The 23,326-nt window shown below is 43.6% G+C and carries 23 protein-coding genes and 1 tRNA gene; 8 read left to right on the forward strand and 16 right to left on the reverse strand.

The window, feature by feature from the left end; translation table 11 throughout:
- Positions 1-437 (reverse strand): DNA translocase FtsK 4TM domain-containing protein (locus BM607_RS22085; RefSeq protein ID WP_249269555.1); only part of this gene is annotated, 437 nt, incomplete at its 3' end.
- A 344-nt stretch (positions 438-781) separates the two neighbouring features.
- Complete coding sequence (gene lrp / locus BM607_RS05685; RefSeq protein ID WP_006081649.1) at positions 782-1,288, reverse strand: leucine-responsive transcriptional regulator Lrp; 507 nt, start codon at positions 1,286-1,288, stop codon at positions 782-784.
- A 179-nt stretch (positions 1,289-1,467) separates the two neighbouring features.
- Between lrp and ald the strand changes: the two genes are divergently transcribed.
- Both ald and trxB read left to right on the forward strand, forming a co-directional pair.
- Complete coding sequence (gene ald, locus BM607_RS05690; protein ID WP_071939862.1) at positions 1,468-2,583, forward strand: alanine dehydrogenase; 1,116 nt, start codon at positions 1,468-1,470, stop codon at positions 2,581-2,583.
- 342 nt (positions 2,584-2,925) lie between these two features.
- Entirely contained in the window at positions 2,926-3,879 is a 954-nt protein-coding gene (trxB, locus tag BM607_RS05695; RefSeq protein ID WP_011846834.1) for a thioredoxin-disulfide reductase, read from the forward strand.
- A 264-nt stretch (positions 3,880-4,143) separates the two neighbouring features.
- On the opposite strand, the gene rplT is transcribed toward trxB, so the two are convergent.
- The 4 genes from rplT to thrS form a co-directional block, all read right to left on the reverse strand.
- A complete protein-coding gene (gene rplT, locus BM607_RS05700; RefSeq protein ID WP_006081652.1) occupies positions 4,144-4,500 on the reverse strand; it encodes a 50S ribosomal protein L20 in 357 nt (118 codons plus the stop codon).
- 16 nt (positions 4,501-4,516) lie between these two features.
- Positions 4,517-4,711 (reverse strand): 50S ribosomal protein L35, encoded by a 195-nt coding sequence (gene rpmI, locus BM607_RS05705; RefSeq protein ID WP_006081653.1) that lies wholly within the window; start codon positions 4,709-4,711, stop codon positions 4,517-4,519.
- An 84-nt stretch (positions 4,712-4,795) separates the two neighbouring features.
- Entirely contained in the window at positions 4,796-5,338 is a 543-nt protein-coding gene (infC, locus tag BM607_RS05710) for a translation initiation factor IF-3 (protein WP_012089240.1), read from the reverse strand.
- A 3-nt stretch (positions 5,339-5,341) separates the two neighbouring features.
- Positions 5,342-7,270 carry a threonine--tRNA ligase gene (gene thrS, locus BM607_RS05715; protein ID WP_011846833.1) on the reverse strand — a complete coding sequence of 643 codons (1,929 nt, stop codon included), beginning with the start codon at positions 7,268-7,270 and terminating at the stop codon, positions 5,342-5,344.
- Positions 7,271-7,561: 291 nt separating this feature from the next.
- Between thrS and BM607_RS05720 the strand changes: the two genes are divergently transcribed.
- Entirely contained in the window at positions 7,562-7,795 is a 234-nt protein-coding gene (locus tag BM607_RS05720) for a hypothetical protein (RefSeq protein ID WP_012587683.1), read from the forward strand.
- A gap of 313 nt (positions 7,796-8,108) precedes the next feature.
- The gene (locus BM607_RS05725; RefSeq protein WP_028759934.1) at positions 8,109-8,309 is read left to right on the forward strand and encodes a CPXCG motif-containing cysteine-rich protein; all 201 of its coding nucleotides are present in this window, start codon (positions 8,109-8,111) and stop codon (positions 8,307-8,309) included.
- A 34-nt stretch (positions 8,310-8,343) separates the two neighbouring features.
- Here BM607_RS05725 and BM607_RS05730 read toward each other — a convergent pair whose 3' ends face one another.
- The gene (locus BM607_RS05730; protein ID WP_071939863.1) at positions 8,344-8,967 is read right to left on the reverse strand and encodes a riboflavin synthase subunit alpha; all 624 of its coding nucleotides are present in this window, start codon (positions 8,965-8,967) and stop codon (positions 8,344-8,346) included.
- 33 nt (positions 8,968-9,000) lie between these two features.
- On the opposite strand from BM607_RS05730, the gene BM607_RS05735 reads away from it, so the two are divergent.
- From BM607_RS05735 to BM607_RS05745, 3 genes are all read left to right on the forward strand, one after another.
- Positions 9,001-10,380, forward strand: a complete 1,380-nt coding sequence (locus BM607_RS05735; RefSeq protein WP_071939864.1) for an MATE family efflux transporter — start codon at positions 9,001-9,003, stop codon at positions 10,378-10,380.
- A gap of 548 nt (positions 10,381-10,928) precedes the next feature.
- Positions 10,929-11,005, forward strand: a tRNA-Val gene (locus BM607_RS05740).
- A 405-nt stretch (positions 11,006-11,410) separates the two neighbouring features.
- Positions 11,411-11,698, forward strand: coding sequence for an encapsulin-associated ferritin-like protein (locus BM607_RS05745; protein WP_012587635.1), 288 nt, complete (start codon positions 11,411-11,413; stop codon positions 11,696-11,698).
- 400 nt (positions 11,699-12,098) lie between these two features.
- Here the strand turns inward: BM607_RS05745 and BM607_RS05750 are convergent, their stop codons facing one another.
- From BM607_RS05750 to BM607_RS05785, 7 genes are all read right to left on the reverse strand, one after another.
- On the reverse strand, positions 12,099-12,257 hold the full coding sequence (locus tag BM607_RS05750) for a DUF3309 family protein (protein WP_006081661.1): 159 nt from the start codon (positions 12,255-12,257) through the stop codon (positions 12,099-12,101).
- A 245-nt stretch (positions 12,258-12,502) separates the two neighbouring features.
- Positions 12,503-13,680 (reverse strand): IS3-like element ISSba5 family transposase gene (locus tag BM607_RS05760; RefSeq protein ID WP_087486472.1). Its coding sequence is split into 2 segments (ribosomal slippage): positions 12,503-13,422 and positions 13,422-13,680, totalling 1,179 coding nucleotides; the frame shifts between segments, so codons are not numbered across the junction.
- Between the two features lie 44 nt (positions 13,681-13,724).
- Entirely contained in the window at positions 13,725-13,856 is a 132-nt protein-coding gene (locus tag BM607_RS22090) for a CsbD family protein (RefSeq protein ID WP_249269556.1), read from the reverse strand.
- 783 nt (positions 13,857-14,639) lie between these two features.
- Positions 14,640-15,098, reverse strand: coding sequence for a hypothetical protein (locus BM607_RS05770; RefSeq protein ID WP_071939500.1), 459 nt, complete (start codon positions 15,096-15,098; stop codon positions 14,640-14,642).
- Between the two features lie 349 nt (positions 15,099-15,447).
- Positions 15,448-17,616 (reverse strand): TonB-dependent siderophore receptor, encoded by a 2,169-nt coding sequence (locus BM607_RS05775; RefSeq protein WP_071939499.1) that lies wholly within the window; start codon positions 17,614-17,616, stop codon positions 15,448-15,450.
- A gap of 296 nt (positions 17,617-17,912) precedes the next feature.
- Positions 17,913-18,383, reverse strand: a complete 471-nt coding sequence (locus BM607_RS05780) for a hypothetical protein (protein WP_071939498.1) — start codon at positions 18,381-18,383, stop codon at positions 17,913-17,915.
- A complete protein-coding gene (locus BM607_RS05785; RefSeq protein ID WP_071939497.1) occupies positions 18,383-19,552 on the reverse strand; it encodes a PepSY-associated TM helix domain-containing protein in 1,170 nt (389 codons plus the stop codon). Before BM607_RS05785 ends, BM607_RS05780 begins: the two co-directional genes overlap by 1 nt.
- Before the next feature lie 461 nt (positions 19,553-20,013).
- On the opposite strand from BM607_RS05785, the gene BM607_RS05790 reads away from it, so the two are divergent.
- Positions 20,014-20,964 (forward strand): hypothetical protein, encoded by a 951-nt coding sequence (locus BM607_RS05790; RefSeq protein ID WP_071939496.1) that lies wholly within the window; start codon positions 20,014-20,016, stop codon positions 20,962-20,964.
- A gap of 100 nt (positions 20,965-21,064) precedes the next feature.
- On the opposite strand, the gene BM607_RS05795 is transcribed toward BM607_RS05790, so the two are convergent.
- Together BM607_RS05795 and BM607_RS05800 are read right to left on the reverse strand one after the other, a co-directional pair.
- Positions 21,065-21,853, reverse strand: a complete 789-nt coding sequence (locus tag BM607_RS05795) for a CLCA_X family protein (protein ID WP_071939495.1) — start codon at positions 21,851-21,853, stop codon at positions 21,065-21,067.
- A 328-nt stretch (positions 21,854-22,181) separates the two neighbouring features.
- Complete coding sequence (locus BM607_RS05800) at positions 22,182-23,222, reverse strand: sensor domain-containing diguanylate cyclase (protein ID WP_071939494.1); 1,041 nt, start codon at positions 23,220-23,222, stop codon at positions 22,182-22,184.
- Positions 23,223-23,326: the final 104 nt, after the last annotated feature.

Consider the following 23,326-nt stretch of genomic DNA (forward strand, 5'->3'; position numbering starts at 1 on the left):
TGGCCGATCACATCGCCCGCCACTCCGCCTGCCGAAAACTCGTAGATGTTGTTAGCGTTCATACTCGCCAACGCAGAAAACCCAAGGATGATCAGCAAAAATCCAATCAATCTCAGGGCCACTGAAAAGTAATCAACTTCGAGCAAATGATGGGCGCGTTTGAACAGCAGCCAGCCGGTCGACGCGACAATGATTGGCATGATGTAAGCCGTGACGCCGAAGAAATATAACAGAATATCGGCAATCCAAGCCCCTACTGCTCCGGTCCAGTTTTTAATATCGCCTTGAAAATGCGACTGACTCCAACCAGGATCAGACGGACTAAAACTCGTCAATGCGAGTAAAATATAAGTGGCGAGGACACAACAAATGATGAGTCCGCCTTCCAGCAGACGTTGCAGGCCAGTGAGCGTGCGTACACTATTTCCTTGAGACAAACGACGTAATCCATAAAAAGTGAAAACAGGTGGCCTAACGATACCAGAATCCCACTAAATGTGGAGCACATTAGCCTGTTTTTCTGTGCAGAATTGGCCATGATTGGCAAAAATTAACCTATTGGGGTGTTTAAGTGTGCTTTTGGAGAGGAATGAGTTATTACACAAACACTTCCGTTAACAACTCTGCTTAAAAATGCCACAAAAATAAGCCCCTAAGTTGGCGAACTTAAGGGCAATGACAAGGTTAGTTGTAGTAGATGTTAAACGGGATAGTTGTGCTGACTTAAACAATAAATAAGGGGCCTAGGCCCCTTATTGTAAAACCAAACAATCAGGGTAATTTAGATATCTGAGAGTAGATGATTTATCGCTACGCGACTGGTGTGTTTAACCTCTTCCATCACGACATAAGTCCGCGTGTCGGAAACAGAAGGTAATTTCAACAAGGTTTCACCTAACAAGCGACGATAAGCCGACATATCTGAAACACGAGTTTTCAGTAAGTAGTCAAAATCGCCTGAAACCAGATGACACTCTTGAATGTCGTCGAGTAACTGTACTGCACGGTTAAACTTATCAAACACTTCGGGAGTATCACGGCTTAAGGTGATTTCCACGAATACCAGTAGGGATGCACCCAGGAAATGAGGATTGACCAATGCGGTATAGCCATTGATATAACCTTGCTTTTCGAGTCGTTTCACTCTTTCTAAACACGGAGTTGGACTAAGTCCAACTCTTTTTGATAATTCCACATTAGAAATGCGGCCATCAAGTTGTAATTCATTAAGAATGTTGCGATCGATGCGATCCAAGTCTTTTACAGGACTCTTTTTATTATATGCCATTTATTTAACCTTGCTTTATCACTAAAACAACATTTTATTCTACGTATGCCGAAAGTTCAGCAGCATAAACTGCGTCGCCGATACTATACTAGATATCCCTGAATTAATCACGTTCAGGTCACGATAAAATAACAATTATGCCCATTAAAAGTGGGTTTTCAGGCAATTGAGGCTCAAAGATGATTATTGGTGTTCCCAAGGAAATTAAAAACCACGAATATCGTGTCGGTATGGTTCCTTCTAGCGTTCGCGAGTTAGCGATCAAAGGTCACGAAGTTTTTGTAGAAACAAATGCTGGCACAGGTATTGGTTTTTCAGATCAAGATTATATTGATGCTGGCGCCACAATTTCAGCGACTGCTGCTGAAGTTTTTGCTAAAGCGCAGATGATTGTAAAAGTAAAAGAGCCTCAAGCAGTTGAACGCGCTATGTTGCGTCACGATCAGATTTTATTTACTTATCTGCATCTTGCGCCAGATTTACCGCAAACTGAAGATTTAATTAAAAGTGGTGCCGTATGTATCGCTTACGAAACTGTGACTGACGACCGTGGTGGCTTGCCCCTACTTGCCCCAATGTCAGAAGTTGCTGGCCGTATGTCAATCCAAGCTGGCGCTATGGCATTAGAGAAATCTTCTGGTGGTCGCGGTATGTTACTGGGCGGCGTACCAGGGGTTGAACCAGCTAAAGTCGTTATCATTGGTGGCGGCATGGTTGGTACTAACGCAGCTCAAATGGCTGTTGGTTTAGGCGCTGATGTTGTAGTACTTGATCGCAGTATTGATGCACTACGTCGTTTAAATGTGCAATTCGGCTCTGCCGTAAAAGCCATTTACTCTACCGCTGATGCGATTGAACGTCATGTTATTGAAGCTGATCTTGTGATCGGTGGCGTACTGATCCCAGGTGCTGCGGCACCTAAATTGGTTACCCGTAGCATGATTTCACGTATGAAGCCGGGCAGTGCCATTGTTGACGTAGCAATTGATCAAGGCGGTTGTGTTGAAACTTCACACGCAACGACTCACCAAGATCCGACTTATATTGTTGATGATGTTGTGCATTACTGTGTGGCGAACATGCCTGGTGCGGTTGCTCGCACTTCCACTTTCGCCCTTAACAATGCAACTCTACCGTATATTCTTAAGTTAGCTAACTTAGGCTATAAAGAAGCGCTGTTGCAAGACAAGCACTTATTGAATGGCTTAAACGTGATGCACGGTAAAGTAGTCTGTAAGGAAGTGGCTCACGCCCTGAACTTAGCGTTCACCTCTCCAGTTTCATTACTGGCATAAGCGTGGAATTAGCTTAAGCTTTCGGTGGAACATTGCGTTTGTTTTACCTAGCTAATGATCCAAATCGGCCTCGACTCTGTTGAGGCCGATTTTTTATTGGCCAGAACCAAAGCTCAAGCATGAGAATCGATAATCTCTCCCGTATGCAAACTTGTCCCGTGCTTTCGCTAGTGATGCCCTCTCAAGGTGTTTATTTCGCCACAGTAAAGTAAAACTGACACTCTGAATACCAAAGCGCACTGACTCGATTAGCGCAATCTAAAAGAATCACCCTCCAACACTTTACCCCTACAGGTAAATTCCCTACAATCCTTGCAATTTGCTAAAGGCACGGAGATAAAAATGAGCCAGGTCAGACATTGTAACTTATTGATTTTGGGTTCAGGCCCAGCAGGATATACCGCAGCCGTTTATGCTGCGCGTGCTAATTTAAAACCTGTGATGATCACAGGTATGCAGCAAGGTGGTCAATTAACCACTACGACTGAAGTTGAAAACTGGCCAGGTGATGCGGATGACTTAACCGGTCCAGCGCTGATGGAACGTATGCAGAAGCATGCTGAAAAGTTCGATACTGAAATCTTGTTCGATCACATCAACGAAGTGACTCTAACTGAGCGCCCTTTCCGTTTGAAAGGCGATAACGGCGAGTACACCTGTGATGCGTTGATCATCGCAACTGGCGCTTCTGCCCGTTACTTAGGATTAGAGTCAGAAGAAGCATTCAAGGGCCGCGGCGTATCAGCCTGTGCGACCTGTGATGGTTTCTTCTATCGCAATCAAAAGGTCGCTGTGATCGGTGGCGGTAACACTGCCGTTGAAGAAGCATTGTACTTAAGCAATATTGCCGCTGAAGTGCATCTGATCCACCGTCGTGACACCTTCCGCTCAGAAAAAATTCTGATCGACCGTCTGATGGACAAAGTTGCCAATGGCAACATCATCCTTCACTTAGATCAAACCATGGATGAAGTGGTTGGTGATGCTATGGGTGTAAACGGCCTGAAGATGAAGAGCACTAAAGATGGCTCTATTACTGACTTAGCCGTTGCTGGTGTGTTCGTCGCCATTGGTCACAGCCCTAATACCGGTATTTTTGAAGGCCAGTTGGAAATGAACCACGGTTATTTAAAAGTACAGAGCGGGTTGCAAGGTAACGCCACGCAAACCAGTATCGAAGGTGTTTATGCTTGTGGTGATGTGATGGACCAACATTATCGTCAAGCGATTACTTCTGCGGGCACAGGCTGTATGGCCGCACTCGATGCAGAGCGTTATTTAGACGCTAAGAAGTAACTAGACTCGATTTTTCAACGAATAGCAGGCTTAGCCTGCTATTTTTTTAGCCCAAAATCCTTAAGCGATTACAAAAAATTTTGTGAGCTTGCCAATCAGCACTGTTCACGCGTGCACATGTTTTTCCTTCACGATGCTTAATCTTGTACCAGTCAAATGAGCGCTTATAAGTGTTTAAGTAAATAACATCATTGGGTTAAGTCAAAAATGGCGCACAAAAAAAGGGACCAAATGGTCCCTTCTCTACAGCAACAAACTAATTTCTTAGTTTAACGCTTCTTTTGCTTTTTCAACTAAAGTTGCAAATACAACTTTGTCGAATACAGCGATGTCAGCCAAAATCTTACGATCGATTTCGATAGACGCCTTTTTCAGACCGTTGATGAAACGGCTGTAAGACAGACCATTTTGACGAGCGGCAGCATTAATACGTGCAATCCAAAGTTGACGGAATTGACGTTTTTTCTGACGACGGTCACGATAAGCATATTGACCAGCTTTAGTTACTGCTTGAACAGCAACACGGTAAGTACGGCTACGAGCGCCATAATAACCTTTAGCTAGTTTTAAAACTTTCTTGTGACGAGCACGAGCGGTTACACCACGCTTAACTCTTGGCATTTTCTAAACTCCTAAATTAAGCGTAAGGTAATTGACGCGCGATTGCTGGAACGTCAGCTTTTGATACTAAACATTTGGCACGTAAGTGACGTTTACGTTTAGTGCTTTTTTTCGTCAAAATGTGACGTAAGTGTGCTTGCTTGCGCTTGAAACCATTAGCGGTTTTCTTAAAACGCTTCGCTACACCCTTGTCTGTTTTCATTTTAGGCATTTCTAAAACTCCGCATTGGGATGTTTAATAAAAAGCAAGGCGAGCAAAGGCCATAGACCTTTGCTACTTTAAGTTTTGCCCTACTTATTTCTTTTTAGGCGCTAGCACCATAATTGCTTGTCGGCCTTCCATTTTCGGGAAAGATTCAACAACCGCATACTCGTCCAAATCAGCCTTGATACGGTTCAATAGATCCATACCCAGGTTTTGGTGTGCCATTTCGCGACCTCGGAAACGTAGCGTAATCTTCGCTTTGTCCCCGTCTTCCAGAAAACGTATCAGGTTGCGTAGTTTTACCTGATAGTCGTTTTCGTCAGTTCCAGGACGGAATTTAATTTCCTTAACCTGAACCTGCTTTTGCTTCTTCTTTTGTTCCTTGGCTGACTTAGCCTTATCAAAAAGGAACTTACCGTAGTCCATAATGCGACATACTGGAGGTTCAGCATTTGGGCTGATTTCTACCAGGTCTACACCTGCTTCATCTGCCAAATTCTGAGCATCTCTGATGCTTACCACACCAATAGCTTCACCATCAATGCCAGTTAAGCGTACTTCAGGTACACCTGTGATTTCTTCATTGATTCTATTAGGGGCCGGCTGACGCCCTGCTGTTTTTTTGATCTTTATGACCTATTCCTCCAACAATTTGAGACTACGGAGCGAAATCTGTTGATGGATTTTAGTGGCGAAATCTTCAAGTCGCATCTTACCTAAATCGATACCATCACGGGTACGCACCGCTACTTCCTTATTTTCCATTTCTTGATCGCCAACGACCAACAAATAAGGGACACGCCTTAAGGTGTGTTCGCGTATTTTAAAGCCTATTTTCTCATTCCTCAAGTCAAAAGACGCTCGAATACCTTGTTCTTTGAAGAATTTTACGACTTCTTCAACATAATCAGCCTGTTTATCAGTGATATTCATCACGACAACTTGCATTGGGGCTAACCAAGTTGGGAAACGTCCTGCATATTCTTCTATCAAGATACCCAAGAATCGTTCCAAAGAGCCTAAAATGGCACGATGGATCATCACTGGGGTCTGACGGCTATTATCTTCGGCAACGTAAGTTGCACCAAGACGGCTTGGCAACGCATAATCGAGCTGCACAGTACCACATTGCCACGCACGGTCCAAACAATCGTGTAAAGTAAATTCGATTTTTGGTCCGTAGAAGGCGCCTTCACCTGGCAAAATGGTGAATTCAATATTATTGTCACGCAGAGCTTGCTTAAGCGCTTCTTCCGCTCTGTCCCACATCGCATCGTCACCGATACGTTTTTCTGGGCGAGTCGACAGTTTCACCACGATATTTTCAAAGCCGAAGGTGGCGTATGTATCGTAAACCATCTGGATACAAGCACTCACTTCCTCTTGAACTTGGCTGTCAGTACAGAAAATATGAGCGTCATCTTGGGTAAAACCACGTACGCGCATTAATCCGTGCAACGAACCAGAAGGTTCATTACGGTGACAGCAACCAAACTCTGCCATACGTAATGGCAGGTCACGGTAAGATTTCAACCCTTGGTTGAAGATCTGCACGTGGCCTGGGCAGTTCATTGGCTTGATAGCATATTCGCGGTTTTCACTGCTGGTCGTGAACATGGCTTCTGAGTATTTATCCCAGTGACCAGAACGTTCCCACAACACGCGGTCCATCATTAATGGGCCTTTCACTTCTTGGTAAGTGTATTGGTTTAACTTACGGCGAATGAATCTTTCTAATTCGAGGAAGATGCTCCAACCGTCGTTATGCCAGAACACCATACCGGGTGCTTCTTCTTGCATGTGATACAAGTCGAGCTGCTTGCCGATTTTACGGTGATCACGCTTAGCCGCTTCTTCAAGACGGGTTAAGTGTGTGCTCAAGGCTTTTTTGTCAGCCCAAGCAGTACCATAGATACGTTGCAACATCTTGTTTTCTGAGTTGCCACGCCAGTAAGCGCCAGCAATGCTCATTAATTTGAAATGTTGGCAGAAACGCATGTTAGGTACGTGCGGTCCACGACACATGTCTGTGTATTCTTCGTGATGATACAGCGCAGGCGTCGCGTCTTTGCTGATGTTTTCATCCAGAATAGCAATCTTATAATCTTCGCCGCGCGCGGCGAATGTATCACGGGCTTCTTGCCAGCTAACCACACGTTTTACTACGTCATAGTTAGTTTTGGCCAGTTGAAGCATGCGCTTTTCTAAGGCATCGATGTCATCTTGAGTCAGCTTGTGCTCAAGGTCGATATCATAGTAGAAGCCGTTATCGATAACTGGACCAATCGCCATCTTGGTTTCTGGCCACATTTGCTTAATAGCATGACCTAATAAATGTGCGCAAGAATGGCGAAGAATTTCAACACCTTCTTCGTCTTTGGCGGTAATGATTGATAGCTCTGCATCGGTTTCAATGAGATCGCAAGCATCTTTTAATTCGCCATTAACACGGCCAGCGATACAAGCTTTCGCTAAACCTGGGCCAATATCGGCGGCAACATCGAGAGTCGATACAGCATGAGCAAACTCGCGTTTGCTACCATCGGGAAGTGTAATTACAGGCATGAAATGTCCTTTCCAGTGGTGACCCACACGTAGGGCCACTTGGTTTTAGTTAATGTAAGAGAAATGCTCGCTAGGTTAAGACAGTACAGGAGTCTTAGCCGCCTTGCGTAGCAGGGCGTTTATTCTAAGGGATTGTAGCTAAAAGGCGCAAGCATATTGGCCAGAATTGGGATTGAAAGCAAAAAGCAAATTCATGATTTTGCAGTGTCTTGGTAACTTAGCGGTCATCTAACTCCCCTATTCTGGCGCCAGTTTATTAGCCATCACTGAAAACATGACAAGGGAGTTGATATGTTGAACTGCATTCTACTGGCTGTGGCACTCACGAACACAGCCGCCGCTTTACCTGAGCCGCAGCATATAAGTACAAACGAACCTCAGATTGATACTCAAGTATTACTCGTTGATATTAAAAGTGAGCTTGAGCTACAGATGCAGCGTTTAACGCTGGATATTACCCAAAATGCCCGCGATGGCGTGTTACACAGCAGCGAAATGGAAGGGTTAGTCACGGTTAAGGACTAGATGCTAAAAGGGTTATTGATCCACTAAGCAAAGCATTTAACCAGAAGGTCTATCATGCTGCATTTTGATACCGACTTCGTCTAAGTCAGCGCACTGCACTCTGCTGTATACTCAAATAGGAAGCACTTAAATAGAAACACTCGAATAGGACGCACATAAACAGCACTCAGGTTTGCAAAACCAACGCGCACAACAATAGGTGCGATGAGTGAACTAAGTGTGAGATGTGCTGATTGAACTGAGCGATTCGCTCTATCCTATGGGGGCTCTGTTCTATTGTGGCTTTCTTCTATTAGCTATAAGGAGTTACAGCATGAGAGTCATGAACAAAGTTATTGCTTGTCCCCACTGCGGGCACCATCAAGATATCAGTATCGATGCCAGCTGCGGAGATCAAGATTATTACGATGATTGTCGAATTTGTTGTAATCCCATTCATTTACGCTTACATATCGATGAGTCGAGACGTACCGTGGAGCTGTATATCGACTCGGACGACGAGCAAATTTATTAAACGAGATTGCACTAAAGGCTGCGATGTCATGAAACTAACGTGCTTGTTCGTTAAAACGCCTGGCCAGCACGCGCTCGACTGTGTCAACGATAACTTGTGTTTGGCTATCGATCTCAATATTGAGTTCATCACCCACTTTATATTGACTCAAATTGGTCAGTTTTAGGGTTTCAGGAATTAAGTGCAACTTAAAGCCGGAGCCACTCACCTCGCCTACCGTTAAGCTGCAGCCGTTAACGCCAACAAAACCTTTATAAAAAATGTAATCCATCCATTTTGGCTCAATGCCCAGTGTCAGATCATAATGCTGTTCTGTATGGCTAATATCGACAACTTTAGCCTTGGTATGAATATGGCCAGAGAGAATGTGACCACCAATCTCACTACCAAAAGTTAACGAACGCTCAACATTAACGCTTTGACCTATAGACAAATTAGCCAGATTCGTCAGTCGCAAGGTCTCTTCCACTACGTCGAAAAATACCCTATCATCAACGACCTGAGTCACAGTAAGACATACCCCGTTATTTGCCACACTTGCACCAATCGCAAGTCCCTCATGCAAATCAGGTTCGAACGCTACCTCAAGGGTATTTAGGCCATCTTTCTTATGTATTGCAACCACCTCGCAGGTGGCTTGAACTATACCTGTAAACATTTTCTGCTCGCTTAATCGTTAAAGGCTGTATTTATGAATAATTCAGGCTATCAAGCCAAACGTTTAATCCAATTGGCGCTGCCGGTGCTAATAGCTCAGGTCACTCAGACCATGATGGGCTTTATTGATACCGTTATGGCGGGCCGTGTTAGCGCGGTTGATATGGCCGCTGTTGCGGTAGGCACTAGCCTTTGGTTGCCCGCTATTCTATTCGTCCAAGGTTTACTGATGGCTTTTACGCCTTTATTTGCCCACTACAATGGGGCGAATAATCAAAAAGCCATCCAACCTTTGGCCTTTCAAGGTGCCTATCTTGCCATCATTGGTGGCATTAGCGTGATGATTTTCCTCGCATCAGCGCCCTTTGTGCTTGGCCATATGGATTTAGAACCAGAATTATACCGCTTAACCATTGGATATCTCGACGGTATTTTATGGGGTGCGCCCGCATTTGTGCTATATCAAGTGCTGCGCGGCTGTAGTGAAGGGATTTCTTACACGTTACCAACTATGGTCATTGGCTTTGTCGGCTTAGCAGTGAACATCCCCGCCAACTACATCTTTATTTATGGACACTTTGGCGTGCCTCCGATGGGCGGTGCTGGCTGTGGTATTGCCACCGCTTTGGTTTTTTGGGCCATGCTGATTGCTATGACTATTTATATGCAACTGCATAAGAAATTCGCGGCCTTGGCTCCTTTCAGTAAATTTCATCGTCCTGACTTTGAAACGATGAAAAAAATGACCAAACTCGGTATGCCGATAGCAATGGCGCTGTTTTTTGAAGTGAGTTTATTTGCCATTATCGCGCTGTTACTCGCCCCATTAGGCGCAACTGTGGTGGCAAGTCACCAGATAGCACTGAACTTTTCTGCCATCGTATTTATGCTACCGTTATCTATTGGTATCGCGGTATCGATCCGAATTGGTTACTACTTAGGCCGTGATCGCGCCGATATTTCCGCAGTGGTTACCAAAGTGGGTTTATGGCTGGCGCTGTCCCTTGCATTATCAACTGCAGTCTTGACCGTCATATTTAGATTCCAGATTGCAGAGCTTTATAATGGTGATCCTGAAGTTGTCGCTTTAGCCGGCAGCTTGATGTTGATGGCGGCACTGTATCAATTATCAGATTCAGTCCAAGTGGTTGCCGCCGGAGCCCTACGTGGTTATAAAGATACCCGCAGTGCCTTTTATATCACGCTGTTTTCCTATTGGGGCATAGGGATGTCACTCGGTTATACCTTGGCTTATACGGATCATATCGTTCCTGCCATGGGCGCCCATGGTTTCTGGGCCGGATTGATTGCAGGCCTCACCTCGGCGGCGCTGCTATTTTTCATTCGACTGCGTTACATCCAAAAACATGGCGTGCATTTGAGCCTCATCGATGGTGATAGTGTGCATCATTGATAGCATTAACGGCGAGCATCGATGCTCGCCGTTTTGTTTATCGGTTTGATTTTGATGCCTTCTCTAATACCAATCACATTAAATATCTAATCAGTTCAGAGCCTCACAGGCATCTCAATCCAAGGCGCATTGACGCAGAAATGGTCATTCCCTTTTAAGTCAATGCAACACCGGAGTGGGATGCCTGTGTGGCTCCCGAAGGGCGGCTGATGTTAACGGCATGGCAACGCAGCTTTATACTGCGTTTAAGGCTTTAGACAGAGCACCACTATGCCTTCAAGCCTTCGCCTTGCTAAAGCGCGTTGAACTCCCGCTGAATGAGCAGATATTTTATACGATTGGTATAAACGGATAAGAAACTGCGGTTTTATCAGCGACTTTGCTGAAACACTGGACAAGTTGCACAGCAATTCACCATTTGACGACAAATTTGATTTTTTTGCTTGCCAGCTCTGCGCTATGCCCCTAATATAGCGCTCGTTCCAAGGCGCAACGCTTTTGAATAGTAAGTTAAAATTGCTTTTGAATAGTAAGCTAAAATTTACGATACACCCGTAGCTCAGTTGGTTAGAGCACTACCTTGACATGGTAGGGGTCGGTGGTTCGAGTCCACTCGGGTGTACCATTTTTTATTCTGCATTTCATCTGTTCGCCTAGTTAGTAATCCAATTACCAATAAAAAATTAAATCAAACCGTCTTTAAAACACATATTTATGTCACCTATCGCCCCTATGCTTTTGATTTAGTTAAATAGAATCCGAACATCTACACTATTCAACATCCAAAACGTAATACCCCCTACTAAAACCAATATTGGCAGTAGAATTGTTGCGACCTCTCCCATCCTTTTAAGCTAGCCGCCTAAAAATCTCTGACTAAGTACGGCATCGAACAGACACTCGAAGGTCAATGTTGCAGAATCATGCATTCATCGTCTGTTCGTTAAAAATAGCGTTAAGACAATCACCTGCAATTATCATAATCGCTCTATAGTGAGCGATCCCATCAGCATTTAGCGAGGAACTCCCAATGTCGAATGAAGGCTTTCATGAATCCATCACTGAACTCACAGATAAAACCAAGGACATGCACAGAGCACTTACATCACTGATGGAAGAGCTCGAAGCGGTAGACTGGTATAACCAAAGAGTTGATGCGTGCAAGAATAATGAGTTGAGAGAGATACTTGAACATAATCGAGACGAAGAGAAAGAACATGCTGCAATGCTACAGGAATGGATAAGGAGGCAAGACCAAAGCTTTGATAAACAGCTAAAACATTACTTATTTACAGATACACCTATTGCTCACAAATAAGCATTAAATCTAGCTGTTTGTGCGAGCGATTTGCACGAGTAAACGCCTTTAGTTACTAAGCTGCCGTTGTTGTAATACCCATTTCTGCATGTATTATTGCTCCATTTAGCTCACTTCGTACAACCTTGCTGAATACTCGCGTGCAAAGTGTATCACTACGGGCTTAGTGACTTTTATCATTATCGTAAGGACGACACTTGATGTGGCCTTAACAAGCGATCTCGCGTGTAAAGTCATTTAGCAGTATGGGACATTTCAATGCCAGTATCCGCGAGCACTGCTGTGCTAGAAAAACGAGCGATGCCAGTCATTTCTAAACGACTAAAAACATCACTCATTATTTGTTTACATTGAAATGACGACTCAATATTGAGGTATCACATCACTTAGGGTTTATAACTCAAATTTTACCGAGTAGAAGGAGTATAACGAGGATAAATACCACCAAACCTAATCCACCGCTTGGTCCGTACCCCCAGCTTTTACTGTGTGGCCACGTTGGTACCGCACCGATTAACATCAGAATCAAAACAACCAATAATATTGTTCCTACCGTCATGAGAGTCTCCTAGACATTATGGATATCACTCGAACCAGAAATCTTAATCAATATGACTTGAGCACTACAGACTAAGACCCTTTTAAAAACTCACATAAAGTAGTCATACCTTATGCTTAAGGTGCTTACTTAATCGTAAAACCTCTTACATCAACTATGTTTGTCGACATCCTTAGCCGCTTCTTTTACATTACCCATTTTTTTTTGAGTTTTACCTTTTATCTGCTTCTGAACACCTGTAGTGGTCAAGTAAAATTGGCCACGGTTTTAGAGTCATTCCAATATAAACGTTCTGACTCATTTGGCGTTAACCCACCATTATATTGATGGGGTCTGGTCTCACTGTAATATCCAGTGATGTAATTTGTGATCTCTTTATCTGCTTCAGTAAAATTCCCATAACCACTGGCGGGTATCCACTCAGATTTCAAACTTCTAAAGAAACGCTCCATTGGTGCGTTATCCCAACAATTCCCGCGACGACTCATACTTTGCTCAATCTGAAGACGCCATATTAATTGTCTGAATTTCAAGCTCGTGTAATGCGAACCTTGATCGCTGTGATATATCACATTCTCAGGCTTACCCCTTAACTCAAATGCCATTTTCAAAGCTTTACAGGTCAGCTCACTATCTGGTGATAATGACAAAGCCCATCCAACAGGTTTGCGGGAAAATAAGTCTAAAACAACGGCTAGATAGGCCCAGCGATTACCGACCCAAACATACGTCACGTCGCCACACCACACTTGATCTGGTTGAGTTACTGCAAACTGTCGATTAAGCGTATTGGGGATTGCAACATGCTCTTGTGTCGCTTTCCGATAAGAATGCTTAGGCTGCTGACAGCTTAATAACCCAAGCTTTTTCATTAAATTACGGGCTCGATAACGACTGAGACCAATCCCTTTGTTAGTCACTAATTGCGCTATCGTTCGCGCACCGGCAGAGCCATGACTAATACGATGTGCGGCCTTCACTTCACTGCATAAAATAGTAAAGTCTGTATCAATATGTTCTTTTCTTTTTAGCCAATACTTATAGCTACTTCGATGCACTTTGAATGCATTACAAATTGTGAGAATAGAGTGGCTCTGCTTGAGTGCGCTGATTAGCGTAAATTGTTCATCGAGTCTGACATCAAGAGAGCGGTAGCCTTTTTTAGGATAAGATTGTGCTCCTCAAGACGAGCTATTTGCTTCTTCAGCTCACGGATTTCAATTTGTTCAGGGGTAATCGGAGATGCTTTTGGTGTGCCACCCTGGCGTTCTAGTTTTAACTGTCTCACCCATTTATCCATAGTGGACTTACCTACGTTCATCGCCTTTGCAGCTTCGATGATGCTATGGTTTTTATCGAGGACTAATTGGGCTGCTTCAAGTTTGAATTCAGCACTAAATGTTTTTCTGGTTGTTGCTCTCATGTTTTCACCTAAAGTCATCTACGAGGCAATAATATCACCTCTATTTAGGTGGCCAAAATTAGTGTGCCACTACAACCTTTTACCTGTTGTTTGGGGTTTCCAACTATCTCACCTATTTTTTGCTGCGCTTTGCCTGCAGCATCTTTTATTGAACCTTCTATCAAGTCTTTGTTCATGGTCAATTTCCTTTTGAAGTGGTTGATATAATGTTTAAATAATAAGTGCTCATAATCAGCTCTGAGCCAGGGTTGATTTTTAGTGAATATCTTAATGCGTAAATACATTAGTAAAACTAGGTTAAAGGTTAAACGAAAAATCATATCGCTTTATTAGCGTTAGATTTCACTGGCAGTGCTTTACATCAAGCGAACAGTGTTAACTTCAGTATTTATACTGCTACAAAATAAAAATTGGGTCTAATATAGGAATGATTTATCGCCATATTGAACTTTATCTTGCGCGTAAATCCTTGAGTGTGCGCTATAGTGGACATGTCACTGTGAATTTGAAATCCATTATGAATTACTTTTATTATCTATTATCTAACTATTTGTGACTATGGACTAAGGCTGTAGCCGAGTCACATTCACAAATCATCAGATTAAATAACAGGAATGATATTAATTAATGTGAATATCAATGTTTGAAGATATATCAATCTAAACCTATAACCAAATTTATACTTTCTTTGAAAGTGCGTCTGTGCGATAGCGTACAGACTGTATCAATGTAGTCGTTCACAAATCTCAAAAATAATAAACCACACTAAATCAACAAACTAAATGCACTTGATATGACTAACGTTAAATATTACTTCTCACTAGATTTCAATATGGCTTTTAACGCATGCAATTCTATTATATAGCTAATCCCGCTATATATCAGTGTGCCATCAACGCTTGAGATGAGTTTACTCCTCAACTACTGAGTAAATACAGAGCCTGCTCGAACTGTACATGCTATAAATCGTCAATTTGTTTCATGTTACGTGCTAGCAACCGTTTTTCAGCTTCTTCAAGTGACAATATATTGCTAAGAAATTCAGTTACGGAAGGTGCAGAACTGCAATTTTGTAGATATTCAAACAGTCCAACAATATTTTTATGATATTCAAGTGTGGCTATTGCTATTTCATCTGTATCCATCTTCTCAAACGGATGTTCACCTGTTAAATGAATAGGTATGGCCGTTTTTTCATAGAAATGTCGACAATAAGTGTTAAGTGCATTGCTATTGCCATTATCTTCGAACTGTCTGATGACCCGTGCCATTTTCTGCTCGTGCGATGAAATATATTTCAGCAGTAATTCGCTACGTTCGCTATCATTTTCCAGTGCGCAATGTGCCGCAAACACATGCAGCTGTTGGTGGATATTTTTAGTCCATTGCATAACATCATAAAGCGTTTCAATTTGCATATTTATCCTCAGCATAAGGTTATTAATGATGAGTATACCCGTTTTTATTCATTGACTCTGTTCGTTGCCGCACTGATTGCGAACAGTATAATGCCTGCAAAAAAATTGTGAGAAACTGCTAACCTAATGTGTTGTCCTACCATGACTTGGTTGAACCACATCATTCTTCCACTTTCAGGCGATAACTGTATTGGATTTTGGTACGAAGCAAAGGTTGGCTTAGTCCAACATCTATAGATATCAGTGCTGAGTCGTTAATACGAACTAGCACGAGCAATCAAAACATTAGCAATAATAGAATATGCAGGAGAAGTAGCCGATCACTCGGCTACCCTGTTTAGCGGAAAACTTAAAAGCGGTAATTAAAACTCAAGGTCACATTACGTGGCGTGCCATAGTGATACACGCTATATGCTTCGGACATTAAGGATGAGGCTGACATATAAGCGTAGTATTTCTCGTCTAATAAATTATCCACGTTAAGTTGCAGATCCATATTATCGGCGAGGTTATAGCGGGCCATCAGGTTAACGAGGGAGTAAGACTCCTGATCTATTTTCACTGTGCCGCCTTCAGAGTAACTGTCACTCTGCCAATTAATACCCCCACCCACGGTTAACTCAGGCAGATAATCGACAAACTGATACGTGGTAAATAGCTTAAACTGTTTACGTGGGCTTGTGGTTGCCATTCTGTTTCCTTCCACATCTTCCGCTGTAAACTGAGAATAGCCAGCCGTGATATTCCAACCATCAATAAACTCACCCACCACTTCTAACTCGAAACCTGTACTTTCAGTACCTTGAGCAGCTTTGTAATTAGTAACGGGTTTGCCATCAATGATGACGGTTCCATCCGGCGTTGCTAGGTTGTCTTGATCGATTTTAAATAGCGCGACAGTTGTGTGCAGACGATCGTCAAGATAAGCACTCTTCAGACCAATTTCATAAGCTTTACCTTTTAATGGGTCGAGATACTCTCCATAAGCATTAGTCACATTTTGCGGATTAAATATTTCGGTATAACTCGCGTAGGCACGATGTTGCTCACTAATGTCATATAAGGCACCAACATAAGGTACAAACACCCCATCATCACCAAAGTTGGTATCAGTGCCGTAGCTCACTCCTTCACGATTCCAGCTCGAAATCCGGCCGCCTGCAATGATTTTTAAGGCTTCTGTAATGGTGAAACGGGTTGCAGCGTAAAAACCTTTCTGCTCAGTGTCCATTTTAAGCTGGCGATTGGCGTCCGTTGACCATTCAGGCTCTGCAAATGCATTGTTTTGCCATTCGTAAAAGTTATCTACGGGCTTACTGTCGTAGAGGTTCGTTTCATCACGAATAGGTTCGAAAGTATCCGTATAGGATTTTTGTTTACTGTATAAGGCACCGACGACAAACTCATGTTCACGATTAAACAGTTGATAATCCCCTTTCAGCTGCAAATCGAAATTATCAGAGTTGCTCTCACCGTGGCTGTGATAACGCTGACCACTCAATCCTGCCCCCGTTTCTTTATCAAGTAAACCAGACATGTAGATCATTTTAGTGGTGGTTTCATACTCCATACGATTGTAGTTCGCCACCAGTTGCCAGCCATTGTTGAAATAATGATTGAGGTTTGCAAAGTAGTTTACGTTGGTGGTTTCCCAGCGACTCCAATCTGCTGCCGTTGTAGCAGAAACATCCCAATCGGTAGGAGTGCCATCGCTGTATACGGCTTGCAATGCTCCCCACATGGCGCCTTTAGGGTTATTGTTGTTGTAACTGCCCCCCACGCGCAACATAGTGTTATCTGTGATATCAGTATCGATAACACCGTAAAGAATGGTTTTGTGGTCTTGATAAAGCTCTTGGTATGAATCGCTATTGACGTATTTAGCGACCATGCGACCACGTACACTACCACTTTCATTGAGGCCATTAGAGACATCTGCGGTGATCTGTTTTTTATCCCAACTGCCCGTTGCTACATCGACATAACCCTTCAGGTCGCTGCTATCGGCATGTTTGCGTACCAAGTTAATCGAAGCAGACGGATCACCGGCACCTGTGAGTAAGCCTGTTGCCCCTCGCACCACTTCAACTCGTTCATAAAGGGATACATCAGAAACGGTTTCGCCGGCATCCCCCCCTAAACTCCAAGATAAAGGTACACCGTCAATCTGGTAATTTTGCACTGAAAATCCGCGAGCATTGAAACCATTACGCACGTTGTCAGTTTTAGATGACGATAAACCGACAGCATTATTAACGACATCAACAACGGTATTAAGCGCCTGATCTTGAATTCGTTCAGCCGTTAAAATCGACACTGACTGCGGCGTTTCCATCAACGACAATCCAAGCCCAGTGGCGGTATCGATAGTCTTGCTGACAGTGTATTTACCCATCACAGTGATTTTTTCAATATTCTGGTCTTGGAGATCAGGAGTTGACTGCTCCTCGGCTAAAACCAGTAAAGGGTTTAAGGCCAAAGCAATAGCCGCCGCAAGAGGAAGTAAATTAAATTGCATAGTTAGTTGGATAGTTTATTTAGAGTGGCAATACGGTAACACTATTGCGAATCACTTTCATTTGTATTTTAGTGATTCAGATAACATATTTGCTATTGACTCATGAAGGACAAGACAACTTGGTGTTTCATGCAATTGAAACTTGCCATTTAAGAGAAAGCTCATAGCAAGAAAAGTGATTTTTTAGCCGTATTTAAGCCCAGATGCTTAACCTCACCCCCCTTAGCTTGTCACTCTAAGAGGTCGTCTTTGCTGTCTGGGCTTTAGGTTTTAAACTTGTTTTGAAGTGATTTGTGTTACTGCACGAGTATATCAGCGGGCAGCGGCCATTTTCCGACTTGCCACTCACCTTGCCAATTCTCTATCGAAATCCACAGACTGTCGGCCGAGGTTAACTTTTCAGATGCGATGGCGTGCACATGTTGGCCATGCTTGTTACCGTGTAAAATGCCATTCTCACTGCGCTGTAAGTCTGCTATCGGCAGAGCCTGAGTTCCAATGTTAGCGTAGCCTTGACGTATATTAGCTATTTCACCTTTTTCAAAAACCAACATAAAATCTTTCACATAATCATCATGATGCACGTAAGGTGCGTTAAGATTTAAGGGTAAAGGCGCAATGCTAAACTCGCCCAACTGCTGAGCCTGCCATGCAGGCGGAAATGTCGGTGTTAACGACTGATATAGAAACAATAGCGGTAGGAGTAGAATTAACCCACTGAGTTTATATTTGTTTTTTAGCCAAAAGCTTGAGTCTGTGACAGTCATTAATATCCCTCCTCTAGCAGGTCAGTCGCAGTGTTTGCAACCCTCGCATTTTTAAATGCCCGCAGATTGCGTAATCCCCACATCATAAATCCTGTAATTGACATACCCGATAGAATTAACCCAAAAATAAACCAAATGATTTTTGTCCAAATGCCGCCTAAGGTGCCGTAATGTAAGGGATCTGCGATATGCATTAGGGTTTGCATGCCCGTCATTGTTTCGGGTGATGTGGCACTGGCAACCTCCCCTGTCCAAGGATTAATACTGAGGTTGTATGAATACTGATCGTAGAAAATATGATCGCCGCTACCGCTCAGATGAAACATGTCTCGATTGTGCTCTGGTTGCATCACATAACTTGGCTGAAAATTTGGAAAGCGTGTTTGCGCTAACGTTAAGGCTTGTGTAAGTGACACGTTCGGCACTGCTGGCTTCATGTCACTCTTTTGGACGAAGGGCAATTGTTCTGCCGCGACTAATGGCGCATGGGGTTCAATATCAATATCTGCATGCCAAAAAATGGCTTGGACTAGATACCATAATCCTGTCACGGCCATGATGGCGATAAACCAAATAGACCAAACACCAGACAATTTATGTAAATCTGCTAATAACGTCTTTTTGCCTTGACTGATGCGCAGCTTAGGTGCAAAAAAACTCCGCCAAAAACGTTTATAGACAATCAATCCAGTGACTAAAGACGCGAGCATGAACAGCGCCATCGAACATACGAGGTAATAGCCAAGGCTGTAACTGCTTTGCCAGGGAAATAGTAACCACGCATGTAACGATCTGATAAAGCCGATAAAGGTCATACCTTCATTGATCTGTTGGATCTCACCTGTGTATTGATTTACATAGGCCATGGCAAAGGGTTTATCCGCGTCACTGAACATCACCACATTCACCAAATATGGCTCTAAAGTCATAGCGCCAGTAACCGCCGCACTTGGGTAGGCTGTCTCAACAATTGTCATCAACTCGCTGACTGGTTTCTCCGGTAAATCATTAGGATTCAATGCTCTGGATGCAGGATTCGTGAGCCAAGTGATCTCATGACTCAATACCGCAATCGTGCCCGTCAAACAGATAAAACAAAATAACAACCATATTGGGAGCGACACCCAACCGTGCAACATAAACCAGAACCGGTTACTGATCTTCGCCATTTGTGACTTTCCTAACACTTATCTAATGTCGAGAGTGTAAAGGTAATGCAAATTGTTATCAATACGATGTACCGGTAATTGTTTTCAATTAGAATGCCGGTCACAAAATACTATGATGGGGAATCATGATGCATAAAACGTTATTAGCTACACTCATTTCGGGCCTGTTATTTGCCTCGAGTTTGTACGCTGATTAAGCTTAATCCCCGGCAAGTATCGATTTCTACGATCAAGGATTCTTCGGCGAGCCGAGAAATGTCGAACTTAGTTTGAGCTACAATTTCTGATCATCTTACTCACTAGGGATACCGCGCATCGCTTTTATGCGCGGCATCCCTAAGTCAGCACTATCATGTGTTAAAACATCATCCGGTAAACGACAGAGGATTAAGCCTTTGGGCTCAGGGAGATATCCATTACAATGAAGTTCATTTTGAGTCCGTGAAACAGATATTCAGCCTATGCCTAAGTCTCATACCCACATGCACCAACATTTGCAGATGCCGCATTCGCGAGTCGAACTGCACACTTTGGCGCGCGAACTTGCCTTCGAGCAAGTGACCATTATTGGGAATGCTTCTGGCAATTGGCAGCCAGCTACTACTGGCACGACATTTATCTTCAACGGCACTCAATGGAATGAGAAAAGTAACCCAAATAATCAGATAGTGAATATCGCTAATGGCGGTTTTGCCGAATCAAAATATGCTTTTGTGGTACAAGGTCACCCGCAAAATGATTTGCTTACCCAAGCTTTGACACAAGTTGCGATTGAATTAACGCCTCAGCTTGGCTGCTGGCCTTCATCTGGCTTAACCACAATCGTATTGATGCAGCAATTGTCTCAGCATGTACAAGTGCAGCGTATGTCGCTGTTTCCGAGTTTAGCAAGGCCCAATGATTTACCACTTGAAGACCACTTACCTTGTATGGTGCATAATTGGTTAGGCGAGCGGCGGATTGCGCAGACGTTCGCGCCCGCACTCGACTGGCCGGAGTTCACTCTGTCACCGGTTTTTTTAGCAAATTTAGCTACAACAGACAAAGAGAGTTCATCCCAAGCTTCGCAGGTGATTAACTCGGGCAATCCCTTTGATTTACTTGCGCGTTTACAAGAATCAAACCCATCGGCAGATATTCCACATTCCGCAAAACACATGCAACTTGATTGGCTGATTGCGCTGGCACACATGCCTATCGATGTTTGGCTGAAATATGCGGATTTAAAACAAGTCATCAATGCCGAAGCATTATTTTTTAATCACATGCCAGAATCAAAACCCAGCTATTGGTACTTAATGGATACTCAGGCGTCCCAATATCTCGATGCTATCCGCCACAGTTTGGCCTATTGCTGGCAAACACTTTCGACTAAGCAAAACGGCACGACTCACACCTTCACTAACCGTTGAATCGTTAAATCAGTTTCGAATTTGTCGACTCGCCAACTAAGCTCGTACTCGCATCACACTGCCATTTGCCGTATTTTTATCTACATTCAAAAATTTAAAATCAGCCAAGCGGATGTTTACTCAATGCCATTCCTAGCGGCTCGAAGTAATTGATCAAAGCTTGGAATATCACTTTTCTGTGAGCTTCATCGGGATAAGCGCCCTCCTTTGCCATTACTGAAAAGCGTGTCCCTGACACTAAATACTGATTCGAAATATCATCATAGGATTCAATACAGGCTTCAAATGCCCGCGCCATCATTTCAGTTGGCCGTGCGAAGTACTGCATTCCATGTTTTTTATCTAAGGCAATCGCTCGGCGCACATAATCATGGGGCTCATCGCCATTGCCACTCAAAAACGTCACCTTGAAGATCTCCGATAACCGTGCATTCAGTGGATGTTCTATGATGGGCAGATCCGATAACCAAAGATCGCTCGCGCATTGAAACCGCTTAGACGAAGATTTGAAGGACTTAGCGGCAATATAGTGGTCAAACGCGTGCCAAAATTCGTGGGCTAAAGCGCCAGCGCCAGCATTTTTTGCCAAGGCCAATTCCCGAGTCGCGGGCGCATAATGGGCCTGCACGCCCTTTTGACCGCCATGGCCAAAGGCTAAACTCACGGTTTCCCGCAGCCCTAACGTCAAAGGTGGCAGCTTTAAGATAAAGGCCAGATCGGCGAGCGAATCAAACACCAGATCCGCAGCGATGCGCGATTCATCCCGCGTAACCCAGCGGCCAACGCGCACATGACTAAAACCAAAGGTTTGTTTAACATCAAGAAATGTCACCTGCTCACCAAATCGATAATCGGGTCCATGGCGGGTATATTGCTGATTGATTAACACGGTTTCCCTTGAAGGCTAAAGCAATGTGGACTGATATGGCGGCTATTTTAGGTGAAAAACCAAAGGAACAAAACGTCGTTTTGAGTACAACACTAAGTTAAGCGAATGCTTGGTAGTCTGATGAATACAGGTCCCGCTAAGCGGGTTTAGTTTTTCGTTTTGGAATTAACTCAAGTTTTGTTAGCTTTGGGTTTTATTTTTGGATTAGCGACACGCTGGGCTAGCGGCTCAGTCTTAGTTACCTTCGTTACCTTAGTTACGCCGTCTTAGTTACACATGGATGACTGACACTCTACACAACTAATACACTGATTCAGATACACTTTACTTAGCTAGGCTGGTTACCCGTTAACATCACATCATCCCATATCACCACGCGATTTCGCCCTAGGGTTTTAGCTTTATAGAGCGCTTTATCCGCCTCGGCCACCAGCTTTTCAGCATCCGAGCGGCACTGACTTCCTGTTTCGACGGGCAATGCAACCTGCACTACATCTGCAATATCAGCACTGTTATCGATTCCATGATGAATAATCACAGGGGTTAATGCGCTAACCCCTGCTGAAAATTGATATTGAAAATCAGCCACGATTGCAGAAATGTCTTCATTGGCAAGGGATGACATCATACGCATTACGATTTTCTGGGCCGCCTCAACTGTGGTTTCTGGCAGTAACAGTGCAAACTCTTCACCGCCTAAGCGGCCAAAAATATCGTAGGGACGGGTTCGGGCGCTGATAAATTGGGTAAAATGCTGCAATATCTTGTCACCGACTTGATGACCATAGCGATCATTGACGAGTTTAAAATTATCGATGTCCATCATCACTAGGCATAATGGCAACTGTAAGCGACTCAAGCGTTTGATTTCGTGCTCTAACTGCTGAAAAAAGTGCCGCCGATTGGCAATCCCCGTTAACTCATCGGTGAGCGCGAGGCGATTTAACTCCGTTTGCGCATTCCTGAGGGCAAATTCGACCTGTTTTAACTGGGTGATATCCGTGCAAACAATCACCATATCGCCATTGTGATAAACCTGCTCCGAGAGTTGCAACCAGCTACCGTCGACCAGATCCACTTCAAAACGTCTAAAAGCCGATTTACGTTGATTAGCATGAATAAGCTCGAGCCATTCCTCTATGGTTTCATGCTCAATTTTCGGTCCCTGTTTATGGGTAAAGGCAAAGCGCATCATGTCGTCAAAATGCTTGCCGACCATATCTTGATCAACAAAACCAAACATTTTCGCAAAGGTATTATTATAAAAGATAAAATGATTATGCTTGTCTAACACCGCTAGACCATTCTCGCTCAGCCGCAAAGCTTCCGTTAAAAATGGGTAAACCAATTCAAGGGGTTTCTTATCCATCGGCATTCCTAGCAGTGACACATTTAAATAAGAACTTAGGTATGTTTAGCGTAGCAGTGTTCTGCGCGGATCACAGCGCTTCTACCTTAGATTACACATTAACT

Source organism: Shewanella sp. SACH (genome assembly GCF_001887095.2).
Lineage (GTDB): Bacteria > Pseudomonadota > Gammaproteobacteria > Enterobacterales > Shewanellaceae > Shewanella > Shewanella baltica.

Bases quoted from the DNA above. Each gene is read 5' to 3' on its own strand.
- lrp (WP_006081649.1), bottom strand. From the start codon at position 1,288: ATGGCATATAATAAAAAGAGTCCTGTAAAAGACTTGGATCGCATCGAT.
- ald (WP_071939862.1), top strand. From the start codon at position 1,468: ATGATTATTGGTGTTCCCAAGGAAATTAAAAACCACGAATATCGTGTC.
- trxB (WP_011846834.1), top strand. From the start codon at position 2,926: ATGAGCCAGGTCAGACATTGTAACTTATTGATTTTGGGTTCAGGCCCA.
- rplT (WP_006081652.1), bottom strand. From the start codon at position 4,500: ATGCCAAGAGTTAAGCGTGGTGTAACCGCTCGTGCTCGTCACAAGAAA.
- rpmI (WP_006081653.1), bottom strand. From the start codon at position 4,711: ATGCCTAAAATGAAAACAGACAAGGGTGTAGCGAAGCGTTTTAAGAAA.
- thrS (WP_011846833.1), bottom strand. From the start codon at position 7,270: ATGCCTGTAATTACACTTCCCGATGGTAGCAAACGCGAGTTTGCTCAT.
- BM607_RS05720 (WP_012587683.1), top strand. From the start codon at position 7,562: ATGTTGAACTGCATTCTACTGGCTGTGGCACTCACGAACACAGCCGCC.
- BM607_RS05725 (WP_028759934.1), top strand. From the start codon at position 8,109: ATGAGAGTCATGAACAAAGTTATTGCTTGTCCCCACTGCGGGCACCAT.
- BM607_RS05730 (WP_071939863.1), bottom strand. From the start codon at position 8,967: ATGTTTACAGGTATAGTTCAAGCCACCTGCGAGGTGGTTGCAATACAT.
- BM607_RS05735 (WP_071939864.1), top strand. From the start codon at position 9,001: ATGAATAATTCAGGCTATCAAGCCAAACGTTTAATCCAATTGGCGCTG.
- BM607_RS05745 (WP_012587635.1), top strand. From the start codon at position 11,411: ATGTCGAATGAAGGCTTTCATGAATCCATCACTGAACTCACAGATAAA.
- BM607_RS05750 (WP_006081661.1), bottom strand. From the start codon at position 12,257: ATGACGGTAGGAACAATATTATTGGTTGTTTTGATTCTGATGTTAATC.
- BM607_RS22090 (WP_249269556.1), bottom strand. From the start codon at position 13,856: ATGAACAAAGACTTGATAGAAGGTTCAATAAAAGATGCTGCAGGCAAA.
- BM607_RS05770 (WP_071939500.1), bottom strand. From the start codon at position 15,098: ATGCAAATTGAAACGCTTTATGATGTTATGCAATGGACTAAAAATATC.
- BM607_RS05775 (WP_071939499.1), bottom strand. From the start codon at position 17,616: ATGCAATTTAATTTACTTCCTCTTGCGGCGGCTATTGCTTTGGCCTTA.
- BM607_RS05780 (WP_071939498.1), bottom strand. From the start codon at position 18,383: ATGACTGTCACAGACTCAAGCTTTTGGCTAAAAAACAAATATAAACTC.
- BM607_RS05785 (WP_071939497.1), bottom strand. From the start codon at position 19,552: ATGGCGAAGATCAGTAACCGGTTCTGGTTTATGTTGCACGGTTGGGTG.
- BM607_RS05790 (WP_071939496.1), top strand. From the start codon at position 20,014: ATGCCTAAGTCTCATACCCACATGCACCAACATTTGCAGATGCCGCAT.
- BM607_RS05800 (WP_071939494.1), bottom strand. From the start codon at position 23,222: ATGGATAAGAAACCCCTTGAATTGGTTTACCCATTTTTAACGGAAGCT.